This window comes from Alphaproteobacteria bacterium (assembly GCA_033344895.1).
In the GTDB taxonomy this organism is placed as follows: Bacteria; Pseudomonadota; Alphaproteobacteria; order UBA8366; family Aestuariispiraceae; genus Pacificispira.
In genome coordinates, this window is the sequence record JAWPMN010000001.1 from 736,147 (window position 1) to 755,864 (window position 19,718).

The 19,718-nt window shown below is 66.2% G+C and carries 29 protein-coding genes; 3 read left to right on the forward strand and 26 right to left on the reverse strand.

Annotated features, from left to right (window positions below; all coding sequences use genetic code 11):
• Positions 1 to 2 precede the first annotated feature (2 nt).
• From R8L07_03465 to R8L07_03570, 22 genes are all read right to left on the reverse strand, one after another.
• Positions 3 to 749, reverse strand: coding sequence for a hypothetical protein (locus tag R8L07_03465; GenBank protein ID MDW3204578.1), 747 nt, complete (start codon positions 747 to 749; stop codon positions 3 to 5).
• Complete coding sequence (locus tag R8L07_03470) at positions 703 to 1,491, reverse strand: hypothetical protein (GenBank protein ID MDW3204579.1); 789 nt, start codon at positions 1,489 to 1,491, stop codon at positions 703 to 705. Before R8L07_03470 ends, R8L07_03465 begins: the two co-directional genes overlap by 47 nt.
• Positions 1,473 to 2,078, reverse strand: coding sequence for a hypothetical protein (locus R8L07_03475; GenBank protein ID MDW3204580.1), 606 nt, complete (start codon positions 2,076 to 2,078; stop codon positions 1,473 to 1,475). The genes R8L07_03470 and R8L07_03475 overlap by 19 nt, the downstream gene beginning before the upstream one ends.
• The gene (locus R8L07_03480; protein MDW3204581.1) at positions 2,078 to 2,365 is read right to left on the reverse strand and encodes a hypothetical protein; all 288 of its coding nucleotides are present in this window, start codon (positions 2,363 to 2,365) and stop codon (positions 2,078 to 2,080) included. The genes R8L07_03475 and R8L07_03480 overlap by 1 nt, the downstream gene beginning before the upstream one ends.
• A 68-nt stretch (positions 2,366 to 2,433) precedes the next feature.
• The gene (locus R8L07_03485) at positions 2,434 to 3,702 is read right to left on the reverse strand and encodes a phage major capsid protein (GenBank protein ID MDW3204582.1); all 1,269 of its coding nucleotides are present in this window, start codon (positions 3,700 to 3,702) and stop codon (positions 2,434 to 2,436) included.
• A gap of 68 nt (positions 3,703 to 3,770) precedes the next feature.
• A complete protein-coding gene (locus tag R8L07_03490) occupies positions 3,771 to 4,397 on the reverse strand; it encodes an HK97 family phage prohead protease (GenBank protein ID MDW3204583.1) in 627 nt (208 codons plus the stop codon).
• Positions 4,384 to 5,667: a phage portal protein gene (locus R8L07_03495; protein ID MDW3204584.1), complete on the reverse strand. Its 1,284-nt coding sequence runs from the start codon at positions 5,665 to 5,667 to the stop codon at positions 4,384 to 4,386. The genes R8L07_03490 and R8L07_03495 overlap by 14 nt, the downstream gene beginning before the upstream one ends.
• Before the next feature lie 3 nt (positions 5,668 to 5,670).
• Positions 5,671 to 7,338 carry a terminase TerL endonuclease subunit gene (locus tag R8L07_03500; GenBank protein ID MDW3204585.1) on the reverse strand — a complete coding sequence of 556 codons (1,668 nt, stop codon included), beginning with the start codon at positions 7,336 to 7,338 and terminating at the stop codon, positions 5,671 to 5,673.
• Entirely contained in the window at positions 7,335 to 7,889 is a 555-nt protein-coding gene (locus R8L07_03505) for a phage terminase small subunit P27 family (protein ID MDW3204586.1), read from the reverse strand. The genes R8L07_03500 and R8L07_03505 overlap by 4 nt, the downstream gene beginning before the upstream one ends.
• A 175-nt stretch (positions 7,890 to 8,064) precedes the next feature.
• Entirely contained in the window at positions 8,065 to 8,403 is a 339-nt protein-coding gene (locus R8L07_03510) for an HNH endonuclease signature motif containing protein (GenBank protein ID MDW3204587.1), read from the reverse strand.
• Between the two features lie 122 nt (positions 8,404 to 8,525).
• Positions 8,526 to 9,134: a hypothetical protein gene (locus R8L07_03515; GenBank protein ID MDW3204588.1), complete on the reverse strand. Its 609-nt coding sequence runs from the start codon at positions 9,132 to 9,134 to the stop codon at positions 8,526 to 8,528.
• Between the two features lie 43 nt (positions 9,135 to 9,177).
• Positions 9,178 to 10,167: a hypothetical protein gene (locus R8L07_03520; protein ID MDW3204589.1), complete on the reverse strand. Its 990-nt coding sequence runs from the start codon at positions 10,165 to 10,167 to the stop codon at positions 9,178 to 9,180.
• Complete coding sequence (locus R8L07_03525; protein MDW3204590.1) at positions 10,164 to 11,705, reverse strand: replicative DNA helicase; 1,542 nt, start codon at positions 11,703 to 11,705, stop codon at positions 10,164 to 10,166. The genes R8L07_03520 and R8L07_03525 overlap by 4 nt, the downstream gene beginning before the upstream one ends.
• Before the next feature lie 34 nt (positions 11,706 to 11,739).
• Positions 11,740 to 12,255 (reverse strand): hypothetical protein, encoded by a 516-nt coding sequence (locus R8L07_03530; GenBank protein MDW3204591.1) that lies wholly within the window; start codon positions 12,253 to 12,255, stop codon positions 11,740 to 11,742.
• A gap of 2 nt (positions 12,256 to 12,257) precedes the next feature.
• Positions 12,258 to 12,701, reverse strand: coding sequence for a hypothetical protein (locus tag R8L07_03535; protein ID MDW3204592.1), 444 nt, complete (start codon positions 12,699 to 12,701; stop codon positions 12,258 to 12,260).
• The gene (locus R8L07_03540; protein ID MDW3204593.1) at positions 12,692 to 12,934 is read right to left on the reverse strand and encodes a hypothetical protein; all 243 of its coding nucleotides are present in this window, start codon (positions 12,932 to 12,934) and stop codon (positions 12,692 to 12,694) included. Before R8L07_03540 ends, R8L07_03535 begins: the two co-directional genes overlap by 10 nt.
• A gap of 25 nt (positions 12,935 to 12,959) precedes the next feature.
• Positions 12,960 to 13,235, reverse strand: coding sequence for a hypothetical protein (locus R8L07_03545; GenBank protein MDW3204594.1), 276 nt, complete (start codon positions 13,233 to 13,235; stop codon positions 12,960 to 12,962).
• Positions 13,232 to 13,735, reverse strand: a complete 504-nt coding sequence (locus tag R8L07_03550) for a GcrA family cell cycle regulator (protein ID MDW3204595.1) — start codon at positions 13,733 to 13,735, stop codon at positions 13,232 to 13,234. The genes R8L07_03545 and R8L07_03550 overlap by 4 nt, the downstream gene beginning before the upstream one ends.
• Positions 13,732 to 14,088, reverse strand: a complete 357-nt coding sequence (locus tag R8L07_03555; protein MDW3204596.1) for a hypothetical protein — start codon at positions 14,086 to 14,088, stop codon at positions 13,732 to 13,734. Before R8L07_03555 ends, R8L07_03550 begins: the two co-directional genes overlap by 4 nt.
• Entirely contained in the window at positions 14,085 to 14,924 is an 840-nt protein-coding gene (locus R8L07_03560) for a DUF6551 family protein (protein MDW3204597.1), read from the reverse strand. Before R8L07_03560 ends, R8L07_03555 begins: the two co-directional genes overlap by 4 nt.
• Before the next feature lie 12 nt (positions 14,925 to 14,936).
• Complete coding sequence (locus R8L07_03565; GenBank protein ID MDW3204598.1) at positions 14,937 to 15,197, reverse strand: hypothetical protein; 261 nt, start codon at positions 15,195 to 15,197, stop codon at positions 14,937 to 14,939.
• 11 nt (positions 15,198 to 15,208) lie between these two features.
• A complete protein-coding gene (locus tag R8L07_03570; GenBank protein MDW3204599.1) occupies positions 15,209 to 15,829 on the reverse strand; it encodes a hypothetical protein in 621 nt (206 codons plus the stop codon).
• Between the two features lie 35 nt (positions 15,830 to 15,864).
• On the opposite strand from R8L07_03570, the gene R8L07_03575 reads away from it, so the two are divergent.
• The gene (locus R8L07_03575) at positions 15,865 to 16,074 is read left to right on the forward strand and encodes a hypothetical protein (protein MDW3204600.1); all 210 of its coding nucleotides are present in this window, start codon (positions 15,865 to 15,867) and stop codon (positions 16,072 to 16,074) included.
• A 45-nt stretch (positions 16,075 to 16,119) separates the two neighbouring features.
• On the opposite strand, the gene R8L07_03580 is transcribed toward R8L07_03575, so the two are convergent.
• Both R8L07_03580 and R8L07_03585 read right to left on the reverse strand, forming a co-directional pair.
• On the reverse strand, positions 16,120 to 16,461 hold the full coding sequence (locus R8L07_03580; GenBank protein MDW3204601.1) for a hypothetical protein: 342 nt from the start codon (positions 16,459 to 16,461) through the stop codon (positions 16,120 to 16,122).
• Positions 16,458 to 16,703, reverse strand: a complete 246-nt coding sequence (locus R8L07_03585) for a Cro/CI family transcriptional regulator (GenBank protein ID MDW3204602.1) — start codon at positions 16,701 to 16,703, stop codon at positions 16,458 to 16,460. The genes R8L07_03580 and R8L07_03585 overlap by 4 nt, the downstream gene beginning before the upstream one ends.
• Before the next feature lie 51 nt (positions 16,704 to 16,754).
• Here R8L07_03585 and R8L07_03590 point away from each other — a divergent pair, with 51 nt between their 5' ends.
• Both R8L07_03590 and R8L07_03595 read left to right on the forward strand, forming a co-directional pair.
• Complete coding sequence (locus R8L07_03590) at positions 16,755 to 17,420, forward strand: helix-turn-helix domain-containing protein (protein ID MDW3204603.1); 666 nt, start codon at positions 16,755 to 16,757, stop codon at positions 17,418 to 17,420.
• An 81-nt stretch (positions 17,421 to 17,501) separates the two neighbouring features.
• Complete coding sequence (locus R8L07_03595) at positions 17,502 to 17,774, forward strand: hypothetical protein (GenBank protein MDW3204604.1); 273 nt, start codon at positions 17,502 to 17,504, stop codon at positions 17,772 to 17,774.
• A gap of 371 nt (positions 17,775 to 18,145) precedes the next feature.
• On the opposite strand, the gene R8L07_03600 is transcribed toward R8L07_03595, so the two are convergent.
• Positions 18,146 to 18,844: a hypothetical protein gene (locus tag R8L07_03600; GenBank protein MDW3204605.1), complete on the reverse strand. Its 699-nt coding sequence runs from the start codon at positions 18,842 to 18,844 to the stop codon at positions 18,146 to 18,148.
• Between the two features lie 74 nt (positions 18,845 to 18,918).
• Entirely contained in the window at positions 18,919 to 19,683 is a 765-nt protein-coding gene (locus R8L07_03605) for a TerB family tellurite resistance protein (GenBank protein ID MDW3204606.1), read from the reverse strand.
• Positions 19,684 to 19,718: the final 35 nt, after the last annotated feature.

Below are 19,718 nucleotides of genomic sequence, written 5' to 3' on the forward strand. Positions count from 1 at the left end.
TTTCAATTTCCCTGCAATGCCGCCCAGGCGCGACCGCTGCGAATTTCCGGTAGCGACCATTGGTTCGCCGCCAGTACCGCCGCCCAGGCCGGACGCCCGTCCGGCATCGGCGGATCCTCGATCCGGCTCAGGTCGCCGGACCCCATGGCCCGCGCCGCGGATGGGCCTGTCAGAAAAACCGGAATGCCGGCCAGCAGCGCCTCGACCGCGACATTCGATGTGTGCGTAACCACGGCCCAGCAGCGCCGGAAATCGTCGCGCAGCGGCCGGGCCGTGTCCTTCTCGCGCCAGACGATCGGACGGTCCGTATGGGCCGCCAGCGCCGTCGCCACCCCGCGCCGCCAGGACGCCGGGTCGATGCCGCAGGTGCGCATCATGAAATTGTCCGATTGCAGACAGACCAGGATGTGATCGCCGCGCCGGCGCCATTCCTGAATGGTCAGACCATGCGCCAGGAACCGCGCCGGGTCGGCGGTGCCGCGCCCGTCATGCTGGATCGCGTTGCGCGTGATCCGGAAATATGAACCGCGCCCGAAATAGGCGTTGTCGATATAGAACCAGTCCGCCGCGGAATCCCGCGCCGCCTTCCAGGCCGCCTCGGTCTCCGCCTTGACCCCGTAGAAGGCCGCCACGCCGCCGCGCCAGGGTCCGCCGCGCTGTATTTCCCCGCCACAGCCTTCCGCGAAGGCGGGCGCCAGGACCTTACCCTGTCCGCCCTTGGCGTAGTAGCAGATGACGGAACGGTTCACCGCTGGCCACCTCTTCCAGTTCCCACATCGCCCAGGCCAGGCGCCGGAACATCGACAGCCGCGCCGCATCGTCGCGCAGCGGACGGTCGACCCCGTTCCGCCCAGGCCGGGCGGCCGGACCGCCGATCCAGCGGTCGAACCAATATGCGACCGGGATGCCCATCATCAGCGCCTTCAGCGCCGCGCCGGATCCCCAGGTCAGGACGATCCGCGCCCGCGCCAGGTCTTCCTCCAGCGGTCGGCTGGGGCCTTCCCCCGGATGCGGTCGGACCCGGATGACCCCCAGGCCGACAATCTCGCCGCGCAGCCGTTTTTCGAAATCCGCCGGCATGGCGGTCGGCGGCACGCCGATGCCCCGCTGCGGCAGAAACACCAGGTCGCCGGCCTCGTCGTCGCGCCAGGGCGCCGGGTCGACCTTCCACGAATCCCACCGTTCCGGTCCGCCCGGAAACCAGCGGCCGCCGCCATTGTGCTGGTCCAGGGCGATCGCGTACCAGATGCCGCCGCGCCATTCCCGGCCCAGATACCCGTTCTCACAGACCAGGACCCGGCCGCCCGCCTGTTCGACCTGCCAGGCCAGATCCGCCGCGCGGCCGTACCGGTTCCAGATCACGGCGACGTCGTCCGGCCCATAGGGCGGCGCCTCGTCGAACCGCACCCGCGCGCCGATCGCCTGCAGCCCCGCCGCAAACGCATCGCGCCGATAGGCCGGCAGGTCGCGGATCAGGCAGATCGCGCGCATTCAAACGCCCTTTCGAAACAGGTCAGCACCGACACCGGCGAGGCGTTCAGAACCGCTATGCCGCGGCGTGTCGCTTCCTCGGCCAGCGCGTCGAACCGCAGGGTCCATTTCACCAGATCGCGCGGCGATGGATTGGTCAGCGGGGCCGGATGGCTGCCATGCCAATGCGCGCCCGCCGCGCCATAACAGAAATCGTAGCCCAGCAGCACGATCCGCCGCGGTCGCGCATGCAGCATCAGATGCAGGGCCTGATATCCGCCATTGGCCCCGGTCATGACGCCGTCCGGCTCGGGATGAAACCCGTCCGATCCCATGTTCCTCAGGCAATGCAGACCGGGAATGCGCGCGACCAGGTCGTAGTTCTCCAGCGTCGCGACCGCGCCCCGGAACCCGGCCACGGTTTCGGCGTGGACCTCGTACCAGGCGCGATCGGTGAACCACAGCAGATCCGCGCCGGGCAGCAGTTCCACCGCATTGTTGATCGCGACCACGCGGTCGCATCGCGCCCGCCAGACCTCGATCGCCGACGGCGTGACACTCGGCCCGCCCGCCACGATCAGGACCGACCGGCCCGCAAAACCGTCCATTACCTCTTGCGCGGCGACCGGCCATAGCGGCCCGCCGCCTTTTTCACCTTCCGGCCCAGATCGGCCAGGCTTTCACCCTCACCGCCCGCGCCCGTCCAGGCATCGGCATTGACCGCCGTTTCGACACCGGGCAGCGATGCCTGGGCCGTTTCGGCACCCGCCGGCGCGGCTTCCGCCATACCGGCCGCGATCAGCCGCAACGCTTCCTTGTCGGGCCAGTCCCGGATGTCGCCGCGCGACACCGTGACCCGCGGACCCGACAGGCTTGTCAGAAACTTGATTCGCATGATCGACCTCCGAAAAGGACCGGACGACCGCCTGGCCGCCCGGCCCTTTCGTTACCTCACCCGAAGGATCAGCCGGACTGCATGACCAGATGCTTGACCGCACCCGTATCGGCCAGTTCACCGTCGAAACGGCCGAAGGCGAAGAAACCGACCTGCAGGTAATCGGCATAGCGTTCGACCAGGCGGACCATGGTGAATTCCCGGACCCGGCGGACGATATACTTGTTCATATCGCCGAACAGGACCGGCTTGGACGATCCGTCGATATCCGCCATCGCCTGGTTGACGATGTAGGGATGCCCCAGGATCGACCCCGGCGCGCCGGTACGCGCATCGGCCGGCTGCCACAGATAGTTGCCGTCGCCGTCCTTCAGCTTGCGCGCCGCCTTCAGCGTCGAATCGTTGAACATCCAGCGGCAGGACGGCGCGCGGCGATAGGCCGGATCGACACTGTGTTCCAGATCGATTAGGTCGTCGAAGGACAGGGTCGTCCCCGTCGTCGCGGTCTTGCCCGCGCTCGACGCCGTGACGATGCCGTTCGGCTGACTGGACCCGGTGCCGACCGTCAGGTGACGGTTGACGATCCGCCCGATGCGTTCCCCGAACGCCGGGACGATGATGTCGCTTTCGACGTTGAAGGCCGAATCCTGCAGCAGCTGATAGCTGACCCGGATCAGCTTGGACGTATACAGATAGGCGCCCAGCGTCTTCTGACCCAGGGTGACATCCTGTTCGCTGATCTGCGAGTTTTCCGCCAGGATCGCACCCTCATTGCCGGTGTCGTCCATCGTCGGCCAGGGCAGATCATTACCGCTCGCCGTCGTGATCATGCGCGTCACGCCCGGATCCAGCATCGGCCCGTACATCGCCATGGTCCGCGTGATTTCCGGCAGGAAGCCTTCCGGGATCGTGTAACCCCCGGCCGACCCCGACGTCGACTGCGCCCGCATTTCCGGGGGCAGATTGCTGACCCGCATGGAGGCGAACCGCTGGCGTTGTTCCGGCGTCAGCCCCTCGCCCCCGAACTGGCAGTAGCGGCGGAACAGTTCCGCGTCGTCGATCTCGCCATCATCCGCGCCGCGATTCTCGCCATTCGTGTCGGGCAGGACGGCCGCGCGGCGGCGGTCCTCGGCATCCAGCGCCGCCTCGGCGGCGGCCAGGCGTTCCTCGTTCTCGATCTTCTTCTGCAGGCGATCGTGTTCGGCCATGATCTTGTCATAGCGCGCTTCCGCCTCGGCCACCTGGTCGGCCGGCATGGCATCGGTGATGGAATCGAGTGCTTCGCGGGCCTCCGCGACCAGCTGCTGCTGCCGCTCCCGCATTTCCTTGATCGTCATGGTCTGTATCTCCTTGGATGGACCGTGTTCGCGTCCGGACGCAGGCCCTCTTGCCCGCCGGACGACCGTCAGGTGCGGGAGTCCGCGACCTGGTTCCGATGGGCGCCGCGATCGCGCAGCCCCTGTTTCATGCGCAGGCGCGCCCGCGCGGCGGCGGCGGGATCGCCGCGGGCCTCGCGCGCCGCCGCCAGCGACCGCAGGCCGATTTCCGTGCCGTCATAGGCCGGATTCGTCACGATCGAGACGTCGAACAGATCGACCTCCAGGACCGTCCGCAGCGGCGGGTCCTGGGTGTCGTCCCATTCCTGTTTCCGCGCCCGGAAGGCAAAGGACATCTTGTCCAGATCGCCCCGCTTCATTTTCGGCACGATGCTGCGGACGTCCGGATCCTCCGGATCCAGTTCCGTCTCCATGAACAGGCCGCGGGCATCCTCGCGTAGCGTCAGCGTGCCGGACCGGGTCCGGGCCAGCGGCAGACCGTCGTGATTGATCACGAAGACCACGTCGTCGCGGCCGATCGCCTGGCGGAAGGCGCCGGGCGCGATTACCTCGCGGAACATGCCCGCGATGTCGGCTTCCTCGCCGAACACGGCGGCATAGCCGCTGACGCGGATCGTGCCGTCCTCCGCGGTGCGAATTTCGGCGGGACGGGTCGCGCGGACCTCCCGGTCCGCACCGGTGTTAGGCTTCGGCATCGTTCGGTTCCTTCTTGACAGGATCGGAAGGGGCAGGATCGCCGGGCGCCGTTGCTGGCGCCGGGACCGTGCCCAGCGGGACGGTCGCGCCCTGAATATACAGGCGGTCGCCTTCCGGCAGCGCCGGCAGGTTTTCCTTGTGGCGGACCTCGTTGGGAGTCATGAACCCGTTCTGGACGCCGGTCGCGTAGCCATCCATGCGCGACTTGAAGTCGCCGCGCAGCAGGCCGTTCATGTCGAATTCGACATAACGGCGGTTGCGCCGGTCCGGGAACAGCTTCAGGGACATTTCCTTTTCGAACTGGGTCGTCAGATCCGTCAGCCGGTGCTTCACCAGGTTCAGGTCCTGCTGTTCCGTGTTCGTATAGGTCGCGCCCGTCAGGTCCTGCAGGAAGACCTTCGGCAGGCCCAGCCAGCGGGCGATTTCCCCCAGCTGGAACAGCCGCGCCGATTCCATCTGCATCTTTTCCGGCTCGAAGCCGATGCCCTTCAATTCGTGACCCTGCGGCATGGCCAGGACGTTCTTTCCGTCCTCCGCCAGCTTGGCCAGGGCGCGCGCGACATCGTCGCTGGCCCGGCGCACACCCTGTTCGGTCTGGGCGATCGTGACCATCTGCAAAGGCGGCACACCGCCCTTCTGGAAGGTGCGACCGGCATAGCCCTGCTGCGCCAGATAGAGGCCAATCGCCTCCCGCGCGCGATGGACCGGATCCTCATGGCCGACGCCGTCCGGCTTGCGCATCCAGACCAGGTCGATCACTTCCGCGCTGTCATAGATGGCGCCGGCGCCGCTGTCGGCCTTGTATTCGTAACGGATCCGTCGATCCTTGCGCGACACCGTCGTTTTCGCCGTCTCCAGCGGCCAGATCGCCTTGATCCGGCCGCCCGGCGTGCGCTCGATCCAGGACATCGCCCGGCCGGACAGCAGATATTCCGACATCAGCCACCGACGCCAGTCGGTGCTGCTCATTTCCGGATTCGGCGCGTCGTGCAGCAGGCTGTAAGCCGGATCGCGGCGGTCCTTCTCCTGACCGTCGTCCGTCTTGCGATAGACATGCAGCGGAAAACTACCCAGCGCGCCGCACAGGAAATCGACGCCCGCCCAGACGGGAATGCAGTCCAGGGCGGTCTGACGATTGACCGATATGCCGACCGTGGTCGCCGGGCCGCCCAGAATCTGCAGGATCGCCTCGCTGGAAAGCGGTATGTCCGCATTCTCCAGCGACACCGCCCGAACCTCGGGCGCCTTGCGGCGGAAGGGGTTCCACATCGGTCAGAAAACCTCGATTTGATAGGTTTCGTCGGTGTCGTAGGGACTCGCCGGGCCGCCGCTTCCGAAGGCCAGGCCCAGGCCCAGACCCATGATCCCGGCGACGACGCCGTCGATGCGCTCACCGCTCGACGCCTTGTCCGGTTTGATGTCGCCGGCCGGGCTTTCCTGGATCGCCACATTCGACAGCATCCAGCGGGCCGCCGGATGACCGCCATGCGCGACCTGTTCCGCCTCGACCAGCCGTTCCAGTTCCTTCGACGGCGCGTTCATCGACGCGAAGCCCTGGCCGAACAGAAAGACCGGCGCGCCATCCTCCTGCAGTTCGGTTGCCAGCTGCGTCGCATTCCAGCGGTCGATCGCCAGCTGATCCAGGCGGAAGGCGGCGCCGTCGGCATCGATCTGCTGCCGGATCGCGCGGTAATCGACGACATTTCCCGGCGTCAGCCGTATTGCGCCCTCGTCGCGCCATTTCTCATAGGGCGCCGCCGCCTCGCGGCCGCGGCGGATCCGCTTTTCCGCCCGGTCCAGCAGCCGTTTTTCCGGCAGCCACAGGCGAAACAGAAAGGCCCAGTGATCGGGCACCGGCCAGTCCGGAAAGGCCAGGGTCAGCGCCGTGAAATCCGTGGTGGACGACAGGTCCAGACCGCCAAAGCAACGGCGCCCGCGCAGCGCTTCCTCCATCTCGCGCCAGTCGGTCGGACCGACATTCCGGTCCCACTGCGTCAGCGAGATCCAGCGCGTCGTCTGTTCCGTCCATTGGTTCAGGTGGAACCGGCGAAAGGCGTTTTCCTTGCGCGGATTTCCTTTCGCCTTGGCACATTCCGATTCCAGGTATTCCAGCTTGGGGCTGATCCCCAGGCCCGGATTGGCCTTGGCCCAGGTCTCGGGCGCCGTCCAGTCGTCATCCTCCGCCGCTTCGAACAGGATCGGCAGAAACCCGTCGTCCTCGACTTCGCCGGCCTGGACCCCCAGGGCGTATTCGTAGCGTTCCCAGGCATAACCGCGGTTGCGCACGCCGGCCGTCGTGATCTCGATCTCCAGCGGCTGCCGGCGTGCGCCGGTGCCCTTGTGCACCACGTCCGCCAGTTCGCCGTCCGGCCATTCATGGGTTTCGTCGGCGATCGAAAAGCTGGGGGAAAACCCGTGTTTGGAGCCCGGCGTGGCCGACAGCGGCTTGAAACTGGCCTGCAGCGGCGCGCAATAGATCGACGTCTTGAAGACCTCGACATCGCGCGACAGCGCCTCGGACAGGCCGATCATGACCGCGGCCTTGTTGAAAACGATCTTGGCCTGGTCCTTGTCGACCGCCATCGCATAACCCTGTCCGCCCATCTCGCCGTCGGCGATCAGGCACAGACAGGCCAGGCCGGCGGCAAATTCCGTCTTGCCGTTCTTGCGCGGCATCAGGATCAGGACCTGGCGGAAGACCCGCGACCCGTCCGGGCGCTTCCAGCCGAAGATCGTCCGCACGATCTCGCGCTGTTCCGGGCGCAGGATGAACGGGCGCCCGTACCATTCGCCTTCGGTGTGCCGCAGATAGTCGGCGAAGAAACGGACCGCGGCAGCGGCGGCCGCCTCGTCGAAGCGGTAACCTTTCTTGCGGAACTGCTCCACCCGCCAGGCCGGCAGGATTTCCGGCGGCGGTTCGACCTTCGGCGCGGCGCTCAATGGACCGCCTGGCCGTCGCTGTTCAGCATGCCGATCGGCGACGCCGCGGGCGCGGCCGGCTTGTCGGCATCCTTCTTGGACTCCGGCGCATCGAACGGCAGCTGCGGCACCGCCGACGCCAGGCTTTGCAGGATCGACTGGCGCGCCGACGGCGTCAGGCCCAGCTTGTCCTCCAGTTTCTCCAGGCGGTTCTCGATCCGCTCGCGCACCAGAAAAGCCGGTTTCACCCGCTCCATCGTGCCGTGATTGGAGACGGTCTCATACGTGAACGCCCGGCCCTTCAGTTCGCGGGTCAGCGCATGCCAGTCGGCCAGATGGATGCAGTAGCGCACCATCGCCGCCTGGTCGGTCGCGCGCAGGAAATTCATCCGCGCCAGCAGCGGCGCCAGTTTCTCCCACACCGCCTTTTGATCGGCCCGGCGCAGTTCCTTCGGCGCAGACAGGCTTCCCAATGTCGGCACGCTGGGCGGCGGTGCCGCCTTCGGTCGGCGGCCCGGATTGCCTTGCGCTTCCGAAACCTCGGCGGGTTTCGGCTTCCGGCCTCTTGCCATGGATTTCCTCGGATTGGCCGCGGCGCGTCCTCGCACCCTGTCCGGCTCACAAAAAAAGATTTCCCAATTCCGCGCCCCCACACACACGGTTGCGAGGACGGTCTAAGGGGCTGGGGCGGGAAGAATCGGACCACCCCCTCCCCCCTTCGGCCGGTCGCGGCCGGAAGGCTGGGGCCTAGCGGGGCGTCCTGCCGAACCCGCCATCCTCCCGCGCAGTCTTGCGGTTGTGGCAGGTCTCGCAGCCCGCTTGCCAGTTCGATCTGTCCCAGAACAGGGCACGGTCGCCCTTGTGCGGCACGATATGGTCGACCACCGTCGCCGGCGTTACCCGACCCTCGGCCTCACAGTCCATTTCGCACAGCGGATGTTTGGCCAGGAAAGCCTCGCGCGCCTTGCGCCATCTGCCATCATAGCCGCGCTGCGCCGCACTGCCCCGGCGCCGATCGGTCAGCCGTTGCTGGTCCTTGCGCTGCTGCAGTTTGGGCGCCCCGAAGGTCGGCGGCATGGTCGGCATGGTATCCCCAAACGCGAAGCGCCCCGACGGTGTGGACCGTCGAGGCGCAATGATTGGATCGTGATAAGGCTTACAAACTTTTCCTGACCACGTCAACAGGCACGCTACAGGCCGCAGATTGCCTAGCGTTCCCACCATTTGAGCGCAGGCACATCCACGTCCCATTCGACCAGCGGCACGCCCAGCCCCCGCAGATGGTCCGCCACGAAGCCCATCGCCACGACCCAGCGACGATATTCCGCCCGCTGCCGGATCAGGGCCGGGACATCCGGTCCCACCCGCTCCACCACGCACAGGTAAGGTTCCCGCACCGTGATCCGTCCGCCCGGCGCATGCCTGCACCGGATCCGCCGTTCCGGCCCGAACCGCATGACGGGCGGGTTGTGCGGCCCGATCGGGCGCCCGACATGGGTCGGCTGCGCCACCAGCCGCAGCACGGGCCAGGCGGGGCGCCGCTTCAGGGCCGCCAGCGTGACCACATCGGACAGCGCCGCCGGATCCGAGGCAAGGCGCGCCCGCACCTGGCGATGCACCCAGTCGGCCAGCGGATCGGTCTTGCCCATGGCCGCATAAAGCTGCACCGGCCGCGGCCCTTCCCCGGACCAGCCGACGCCATAGCCCAGCGTCGCGCCGCCATAGCCGTCGAACACCCCGTCGCCGAGACCGCCCAGATGCGCCATCTGGTCGCCATAGGTCCAATGCAGCAGCGTCTCCAGCCGCCGGTCCGACATCCGAACCGGTCGTGGTGGGGCATCGTAGGTGCAAGAATTGATTTCACTCTGCCGCATGACGCGCCTCGATCAGCTTCTCCAAACCCGCATCTGCGTATCTGCGCCGGACTGCCGAAATCTCGTCTTCCGCGGGCGGCGCGCAATTTCCGGACCACAATCCGGTTCGAAGATACGACGCCACGGCGCGCATCCGTTTCTGCGCTTCCCCCGACATCCCCGCCGTCAGCCGTTGAGCGCGCATATCGGCTGCGTCCTGCTCGCCACGGCGCCGCACGATCGGGTCAAAATACTTCCATCCGACTTCACCGGGACGGGCGTCTTTCCCCTGCCTTTCCAGAGCAGTGCGGCCTTCCTCCAGGGCCGGCAGGACCACCCGATCCAGATCGAACCCGGCCCAGCATTCGGCAACCTTCCGAAGCTTGTTGAAGTCCGCGGGACTGCGGGACGGGTCCAGCCCAAGCGCCTCTCCCAACACACACCACCGCCGCGACCGATCACCATCCTTCCCGGTCTCGTTCTCGCCGCGCGACGGGGTGGAACTGGATGGATAAGGATGGGTTTCTATATAGGCACCCGTCATTATTGACGGGTTGCCCCCGTCATTTCTGACGGGTTGACCCCGTCGTTTCTGACGGGTTGGGGGGCCGCCTGACCCCGTCATTTCTGACGGGTTGACCCCGTTGTTTCTGACGGGTCCGACATCCTCACTCGGCCGCTCTGGCCCTTCCTCGGATGGTCCGGACTGACCTTGCGCGGCGCCATGGCGCGCACGGCCCGTCAGAATGCGATAGATGTTGACGCGGCTCTTGCCGTGCCGTCCAACGATTTCGATCTCTCCCATAGACACCAGCGACGCAACGGCGCGCTCGGCGGCCCTTTCACCACGCCGCATGCGCCGCGCGATGGTCGCCATCCCGACCCAACCTTCCCAGGTCTCGTCATTGACAACATCCGCTATCGCCAACAAGGCCAGCAACATCGGCCCTTCCGCGGCGGAATGGTCCCAGACAGCCGTCATCGCTCTGATGCTCATGAAACTCCCTCGACCTCGCCCATATTCGAGAACCGGCTGGCACGGCCGTCGAAACCCAGCACCACGTCGCCGACCGGCCCCATACGCTGCTTTGCGATAATCAGAGTCGCCGTCCCCCGGCATTCCGCCAGCGCGCCGTTATACGCATCCTGCCGCGCCGCGAACTTTTCCTCCGACTCGTTCGACCGCTTGACCGGGTCGCCTTCCCGGATCAGGTAGTATTCCGGCCGGTACAGCAGCCAGACCTGATCGGCATCCTGTTCGATGGCGCCGCTTTCTCTCAGATCGGCCAGCCCCGGCCGCTTCTCTTCGCGATCCTCGACCTTGCGGGACAGCTGAGACAGCGCCAGGACGGGGCAATTCAGTTCCTTGCCCACAGCCTTCAACCTCCGGGTAATCCGGCCCAGCATCTCCGCCCGGTTCGGTCCGCGGTCCGACCCGTCGCCGTCGCCCATGATCTGCAGATAATCCACCACGATCAGCGCGACCCGCCCGATGCGCCGCGCCAGCCGCCGCGCCTCCAGCCGGATATGCGCCGCGGACGCCTCGCCACCATCGTCCAGAAATACGGGCCACTGCCTTGCGCCGCGGGCGGCAAGGTCCAGGGTCTCGTACTGATCCGACCGCAGGTCACCGCGATCCATCGCCTGCGTCGGCAGGCCGGACATGGCCGACAGGCATTTCTTAGCAAGTTGCCCCTGGCTCATTTCCAGGCTGAAAATCAGCACAGCGCCCCGCGTTTCGGTCCCGGCGTTACCGGTAACGCTTCCCGCTTCGTCACGGGCCGGCAGTGCCGCCTGGGCACGGCCGACGTGAAACGCGATGTTATAGGCCAGGGTCGATTTCCCCATACTGGGCCGCCCGGCCAGCACGATCAGGTCCCCGCCCATCATCCCGCTGGTCATCCGGTCCAGATCGTGAAATCCGGTCGGCACGCCCAGAACCGCGCCATCGTGCTTCATGGCCGCGTCGATGCCAGACATCGTTTCCGACAGCACGTCGGACAGCGACCGCGACCCGATCCGCGCCGGGGTGCCGTCCGTTAACCGCAACAGCGCCGATTCATGCGCCGACAGCAGTTCCGCCGCACTCTCCCCGCATTGCGGATCGAACGCCATATCCTCCAGATCCCGCGCCGCACCGATCATCTCGCGCTTCATCGCCAGATCGATGATCGTCGCCCCATACTCCGACGCGTTCATCACCGTGACGACATTCATAGCCATCTCGTACAGCCATGCCTTCGGCTCGTCGGCGACCTCGCGAAAGATGGGTTCCCGATCGACAAACCCGGCCAGCGTCGCGGGCGACACATCCATCCCGCCATCGCGCAGGCGCAGAATCTCCCGCCACAGGACACCGTGCTCCGGCACATAGAAATGGTGCTCTGCCAAGCCGGGCGGGATTGCGTCAATCACCTTTGGATGACGCAGCACCGCCCCCAGAAAGGCGCATTCCAGTTCGGCATTGTAAGGGGGCTTCCGCCGGCGGCGCGACACCCGCATGCCCGAATCTTCATCAACGACAGCCTGCGTCATCGCATCACCAACCATGCGTTACCGGTAACGTCCGTCACGATATTCCCTCTCCCGCCTGCAGCGCGGCGAGGCGCGCGCGGAAGCCTGCATCGTTCTTTGCCCAGAACCGCGCCTGACCGACATAGACCCATGCCTGACCCTTGCTGCAGCCCCAGTCGCGGGCCAGATCGGCGACGGACCAGCCCTGCAGCCGGGCGGCATAGAACACCGCATCGCGCGCTCGGATCGACCCGACCGCAGACCCATGAACGATGACATCCAACGGCAGGCCGAACACCGCCGGCGCGCGGCGCAGATAGGTGCGCAGATCCGTGCCCGGCGCGCCGCCAGCCACCGCCGCCGCGGTACAGTCGCCGCAGCGCGGGCCCGCGGGACCGGGGGGCACCGGCTGTGTGCCGACGACCAGCACGCCGCAATCCCGGCACGGCCCCAACCGGTACAGCGCCGACGCCCCCGATCCCAGAACCGGCAGGGCGGGGCCGTCCAGGATGGTCGGACGGTCGGGTCCGGCCGCCCGGGTCGACAGCGCCGGGGCGATGGCGTCCGCCATGGTCAAAGCCCTTCGCCCGTCGCCTTCGGGACCTCGCCCTGTTCCCAGGTGTGACCCGCCGCGACCAGACAGGAAATCCCGTCCGGGCGGGTGACGACAAAGGTCCAGGTGGCCCCGTCGGGCGACAGGAAGACTTCGGCCATATAGCCGCTGCCGGTCACGCCGGCCGCCGTAGGAACCTCGTCGAAACCCGCGCGCAGATGCTCGACCACCGCCTGGCGGTGACCGCAGGATGCGCCCTGCGCCTCGGCCGCCTGCGCCCAGAACAGCAGCGCCGCCCCGACCGCCGCGCCGACCGCCAGACCGCCGGCGACGATCGCCGCCCGCCGCGCGCCCCGGCGCAGGGCCCGCCGCCAGCCGCGCCTGTTGCCGGACCCCTCGTAACAGGCCATGTCCAGCGCGCCGCTGGCCCGCATCATCCGCATGCTCGTTTCGGTCAGGTGCATTGCCCCGTCTCCTTCGTGACGCCGGATTCGACCGGCAGGAAGCGCATGCCGCCGCGCGTGCCGCGACCGCCCTGCGTCTCGATCAGGCCCGCCCCGGTCAGGTCGCCAAGGGCGCGCTGTATCGTCATTTTCGATTGGCCGGTCGCACGGACGACGCTGCCGTAATCCGCCCGTTTGCCGGCGGCATGGATGTCCTGGATGGCGTTCAGTACGATCAGCGACCGCGCCTTCAAGGGGATGTTTCTTTGGGGCGGCACGTCACCCGGGGGCGCCTTCCGGGCCGTCCCCCCTGAAACCGCCACCCGTGAAACCGTCACCCGCCCCCCCCGGCGGATAGCCGTCCGGGCCCAGATTGGTGCGCAGGTCGTATCCTGCGGGCGCCCCGCCCGCCCCGGTCGGCCGGCGGTAATACCGGACGCGAATCCCGGGATAGCCGCGCGACCGCCAGTAATCCTCGATCGCCGCCGCCACCGCGCGGCAATCCGCCTCGCGCTCGTCGGGCCGCAGCCCGTTCGCCGCCGTCGCCGGTGTCATGCCGCATCCCCCACCCGGTGTTCGGCCCGGTCTTCCGCCGGACCTTCGGCCGATGCGTCCCGCGGCTGCCGATAGGCGACGCGGCAATGATCGGCGCAATAGGGTTTGCCGGGCACGACCTGGTCGGATCCGCAGAAATGAAAGCCGTCCGTCCCGGGCTGGCCATGGGGCCATTGACAGGTTTTCGGTGGCGGGATGATCCGGCCATCCATTCCCAGGGCCCGCCGGACCGCCGATCCGCCGCCTTCCGTCCTGCCGTCGTCCGGCTTCCCGTCTTCCGCCTTCCCGTCCTCCACCGGGGCCGGAACCGTCCGCACCCGCGGCTTGGACAGGCCCATCCGGTACAGCCGCCCCAGCACGGCCGACCGGGTGATCTCCCGCCCGGACTCGTCGCTCAGGATCTGCGCGCTCTGCGCCGCCGTATGGCCGGTGCGCCACAATTCCCGAAGGCGCAGATCCTCCGCCTCGGTCCAGCGTCCGGTATCGGTATGCCCCGTCATGCCGCCCTCCCTTCCGCCGCCGCGCGCCCGCGATCGGTCAGCCCGGCGACCGGGCGGTCCGCCCCGTCGGGCAGGCGCAGGGTCAACAGCGGCACCAGCGACCGCCGCCGCCCCGGCACGCGCGACAGCCAGCCGCGCTCGATCAGCCCGTCGACCAGGCCCTTCACCGCGCTGCGCCGGGGCAGGTCCATTTCCCGCGCGATCTCGGCATAGCTGGGACAGCGCCCGTCGACGGCCGTCAGTTCCTGGATCACCGCCAGGCAATCCCGCTGACCGGCGGTCAGGCCATAGGCCGGACGGCCCAATGGGCCGACCGGCAGCCCGCCCCGCCCGTTGTCGGTATGCCCCGTCATGCCGCCCCCCGTTCCAGGGCGGGCTGTTCCGCCGCCGGTTGCAGTTCGGTAACCAACATCTGCGCCAGGGCGCCGACCGTCGTGATTCCCTCATTCTTGCCGACCGTCCTTGCGGCCTCCTGCCAGCTTTCGGAATCGCGCCGCCGCAGGAACCGGACGACGGACGCGTCATCGGCCTGCGGATTGGTGCCCAGATACGCCGCAACAGCCTTGATCGGGATCGCGCGCAGGTCGTCCGCCGTATCCGGATAGGCCTTCAGCATGCAGGCCAGCACCCGGCGCAGGACGGCCGGGCCATGGGTCTCGTAGACCGCATAGACCGCGCCGACCGCCATGGTGTGCCCGGCCTTCAGGTGCTGCCGCGACGGAATGTTGCGATAGATGGTCAGGCCGACCTCCCGGCAGATCGCGTCGATCGCGACCGCCGTTTCGTCTCCGGCGCGGACCTTGGCATGATGGACCTGCAGCCCGTTCAACCGGACGCGGTTCTCGTTGATCGCGACAAAGGCCGCCGCCTGCTCGGCCAGGGACATTTCCTCGATCACCATGACCGGGACGGAATGAATGTCCGCCCGCTGCCGCGCCGCCTCGGCACGGTGCTGCCCGTCGATGACGCAGAACGTTCCGTCGCCGTTATCCGTCGCGATGATCACGCCGAAGAACGGCCAGTAGAATTCCTCGACCAGTCGTCCGATCAGCTGTTTGCCGCGCTTGGTCGACACGCTGCGCTGATAGCGTTCGTCGATCATCAGCTTGTCCGGCGGATGGAATTCCAGTCGGGGTTTCGGCCCGGGATCGGACAGGGGCGCCTCGTCCCGTTTCACGTCATCCGCCATCGCTTGGCCCTCCTAGTTGACGGCGCCGAACCGCTCGCGGAAGGCCTGCATCATCAGGTCCTTCAGGGCTTCGGCTGCCTCGTTCGAAATACTCTCCTGATCGCCCGGGGTAGCGTCGTCCCGGGCACCGGCGGCGGTCAGCATGGCCGCCGCGGCCAGCAGGATCAGGACCGCCTCAATGCCGTTTCCGCCGTTCGACTGCCGGTGTAGGAACAGCGCCGTGCCGACCTCCCTGGCACAGTCGGTGATCTGGTCGTCGGATAGCGTCGGCATCTGGCCCCCTCCTAGTTTTTGCCGATGGTCAGGACCCGCGCGGGCTTGCCGCGCCGGGCCCAGTCGCCGCCGATCGGGTCGCCATCGGCCTGCGCCCGGTCCGGCGTCAGGCTGGCGCAGATCAGCGCCGCGGCGACCGCAAGGCCTGCCGCGCCGCGACCAGCGCGCGCAACCGCGCCTCGAATGCGTCCGACGCCGCCAGCGACGCCGCCGCGGAATCCCGCGCCCGCGCCGCCGACCGCAGGGTCGCCCGCCGCGCCAGGCGCAGCAGCACGATCCGGATCCACAGCACCGCGCCCTTCGCCGCGCGGGTCACTTCTGTCATTGATAAGGCCCTCCAGCCGCTGAACATCAGACTTGATCCGCGCCGCCAGCGCGGTGGCCGCCATGTCCCCGTCGGTCAGGACAGGCGCGAACACATCCTCCAGAAATCCCGGCCCCCACAGGCCGACCATTTCCAGCAGATGGCGGAATTGCGGCGGGTTCCCGTCCCGCCAGCTGCGCACCGTCGCCGGCGCGACCCCGAAAGTCCGCGCGACAGCCTTGACCGGACCGGCGGCGCGTACGCGCGCGGCGATCCGGCGTCCGACCTCGACGCCTTCGGGGGAAAGATCGGTGTATATGGCGGTCATAGGTTTTCCCCCGCCGCGCCTGGCATCATGGCGCCATGACACACAGCAGCCCCCGAACAACCCGCCGAACCCGAACCGCCGCCGCGCAGACCCTGCGCGCGCTGGCCGACGACCTGACCGGCCTGGCCGGCACCCTGCCCGCCGAGGCCTTCGTCCTGCGCCGCCTTGCCGCCATGGCCGGCGACATCGCCGGGCGGATACGATCTTCCGGAACCGCCCCAGGCGGCGGGCGGGACGCGGCATGATGCCGTTCCCCGCCCGCACTTTCCCGTGTAAGGTGACGTGTTCATTCAATCACCCTCGGGAGTTTCGTTATGCCCAAATCCGGACTGTTCGACGACAAGCGCATCCCGATTCCCTGCCCGAAATGCGGCCAGAAGACCGAGCAATCCGTCGCCTGGATAAAGGCGCACGACCACTTCGCCTGCCCCGGTTGCGGCACCCGGATCGATATCCAGGCGGACAAATTTCTCGACGGCATCCGCACGGCCGAAACCGCCCTGGACGATTTCAAGAAGACTCTCGCGAATTCCTTCGGGAAGATCGGCAAGCGCCGGTAGCGCCGGACTGGCTTGATTCAGCGCCGCCAGCAGCGGCGACGGGTCCAGGACCAGGGTCGCGGTATGCGTCATGCCGCTTCTCCTTCGCCCTGCGCCGCCTCGCCGCCATGGCCGGCGACATCGCCGGGCGGATAGATATCGGGGCGCATCCGGTATCGACTGATCCTGCCGCCGGTCGCAGCCTCTATCGCCAGCACCCGGCGCGGCGGAATTTCCTTCCACTGATAGAAGTTTTGAACAGCGATCCCGACCCTTGCGGCAAGGACGTTGACCCCGCCGACAATCTCGACCGCCTCTCTGACGATAGGGAGCATGAGCTTTGACATGCCCGAATGTAAAGCATGCTTGTTATTCGAATGTCAAGCATGCTTGATTCGAAACAAGCTACTAACCGCCGCATGACCATCGGCGACAGAATTAAACAGGCGCGGGAATCCGCAGGTCTCAACCAGGCGCAACTCGCGAAACTGTGCCGCGTCAGCGCGCAAGCGGTCTCGCAATGGGAGTCCGGTGCTACGTCCCCAAAGGGCGAGAACATCGGTCATCTTATCCGCGCCCTGAAGGTTCGGGCGGAATGGCTGACGCTCGGAATCGGCCCGCGAGATCCCGACCCAAACAACGGGGACGACGCAACGAAAACCTATGCACTCCGCGTCACCTACGTATTAATGACTACCCTCAGCCGGTTCGAGAACGGGTTGAGATTCGACATTGAACCGGACCAGATTCGGGACTTCTCCATGGCACTCCTGGAACACCTGCCATCCGCCGACGACGGCCCGGACGGACTGGACGCGTTCCAAGACTTTTTGGAATCCGAAGGGGTCACGCCCCTCAATGCGGAGCCACTCAGCGAAGCGGATATGGTTGAAATCATCCGCACCGCCTCCTCCCATCTACAATCTCAGGGCAAGCAGCTACCGCCGGAGAAATTCAGCGAGATGTGCGGGGTACTGTTCAAGTATGCCGCCGCCGTCGAATCCAACGCCAGGGACGAGATGATTCAGAGGACCCTGAGGTTGATTTCCTAACTGCACCTAAAACGCGAAACCAATTGACCACAGCTTTCTATGCGATAAGCTGCACCCGTAAAAAAGAACAGGACTCCTCCTATGCCGTCCCGCCAGGAGAAGCTGTCATCGCGGCTTCGAGCACTTTTAGAAGAGGCAACCCCGCTTCCGATTGAAGCGCGGCGATCCATCCTAAAAAACTCGGTGCGATGCGTCGGAATCGACGCGTTGGTTGCATACCGAATCGAAGCCATGTACGGGACCGACCTAGAACACCTGACAGCAAATCAGATCGACGACACCCTGTCCTATGTGAATACGGTCGCCAGAATGATGCGCGGGGCCCTTTCCCGTCGAGAAGCGGCCAATGGCTAGATGGCGTATTGAACCAATCCCGCCGGTTCACTTGGCGGACCTGTCACCAACGTTCCGGGACGCCCTTTTGTTTGCCCGCGACGCGCGCGGCGACGCCAACGCCGCGCCCGAACGGTTCAGGCACCTGTTGCCCCATTTGCAGCTGTTTGCCACGACCCGGGATGGAGCGCCCTACATCCATTGCGGCGACCAAACGACGACGGCGCGCGCATATGGACGCGACTATGCTCTCAATCTGGTAGGATCGACCGGGTTGCCGGACGTGGCGTTGGAACGCGCCGTGAAGTCGGCCTATTATCAAGCCGCCCAGGGCCGAATCGTCTCGGAAAGAGTTTCTGGAATTCTGGACATCCACGGAAGGCCGACGCTCGTCAGTTACTTCCGTCTGGTGCTTCCCATTCATTACGCGGCACAAACTGTCGTCGGGTGTACGACTGCACTTGCCGCCGATCTCGCTCGACAAGGCGCCGCAGGTCATCTCTGGACATCGTTACAATCCAATCCGTTTCTAACAGAAAACCTTCCGCCCGGCGCCAACCTTCAGACAGAGGTTTCACAGTAAAGAACCCCTCCCGGAACGCGTAACCCGACCAGGCGTTCGGATCTTCGACAAAGCCATAGCAATGGTCCGGATCGAAGCGGATCGCAGCGCACGCCAGTCCAACAGACGCCAACAGCGGCCCAAATCCTGCCCCGCGCACGGACTCATGCAGCCACAGTTCGCCGTGATAGGTCACCTGCCCGAACATCTGCGCGCCCTCGGCCGCGACCGTACCGGCACGCGGAGCCAGCGGAAACAGGCGCCGAAACTCACTTTCCCAGAGATTGTCCAGACCACCCAGGCCCGGAGACTGCACCCGGATCGCCTGGACATGAACGACCCGGCCGGACGCATCTCTTCCGGCGATCCAGAATCCTGTCTCGTCGCGCAGATCGAAATGCCGGGGATGGAACATCGGGGAAAGAGAATGCCCGTCCAGTTCCAGCGAATAGAGCAACTCGAAATCGCTCGATACCTCAAGGCGCAGCCCGCGAGATTCTGCCGCGGACACCCGATCCGTCAGGAACATACTCAACTCGATAGGGTCTATCACACCGCGCCTCAGGGGTACCTGAATATGACAAGCATACTTTCAGACAATACCTAGCACGCAAGCGTGATATCCTGCAGGACAGATTTCAGTTCAACAGCAAACTTCGCTTCCTGCTCATCTATCACACCGTCGGCATCGATCATTCTCGCAGCTAATAGCAGCACGCGTTCCAGACTGGTTTCGCCTGCACCTTTCGCTAGAAGGGTTGCACTCGCCATCATGGAAGCCGCGTCCGGCGCGAAACGATCCAGCAACACATTGGCCCTATCAACGTCTATCTCATATTCGAACGCCCGATCGATCAAGTATTGATGGAGGACGTCCCGTTCCGAGAGATGTACGTGACCGTCACAGCGCGCAAGGAATACCAGAACCGTAAGACCATGCTGCGCTGCGCGGATAGCGGCCGCCGTCTGATCGACGGGTGAAGCATCGACGGCAGAAAACCCAAAATGCTCCAGAAACGCGGATGGAGGCGAATAGACCTCCCCTGTCACAGCATCGACCGCCTCCAGGATGCGATCGGCTCGGAAGCTCCGTTTCGCTTTTCTTAAGTGACAATAGCCGGTCAGGCGCGGGTCGCCCTTATCGCTAAACCGGCATGAGTAAACGGTCACTCGCCGGGAGGATATCTCGCCGACGGCATCGACATATCTTATCAGCAGCCCCAGCGGCAGCCACTCACCGGCCGGGTCATCATACACAGTATCGACATCCCTCACCGGCCCGTGTTCCGAGTGTTTTCCAGGCAAGGCGATCGTCACCGACGCCCGCGTCACCACATAGTCGGACACCACTTCTATTGATGATCTCATGGGACCTTCTCCCGTCGCGTGTTCCGACAGAGTAC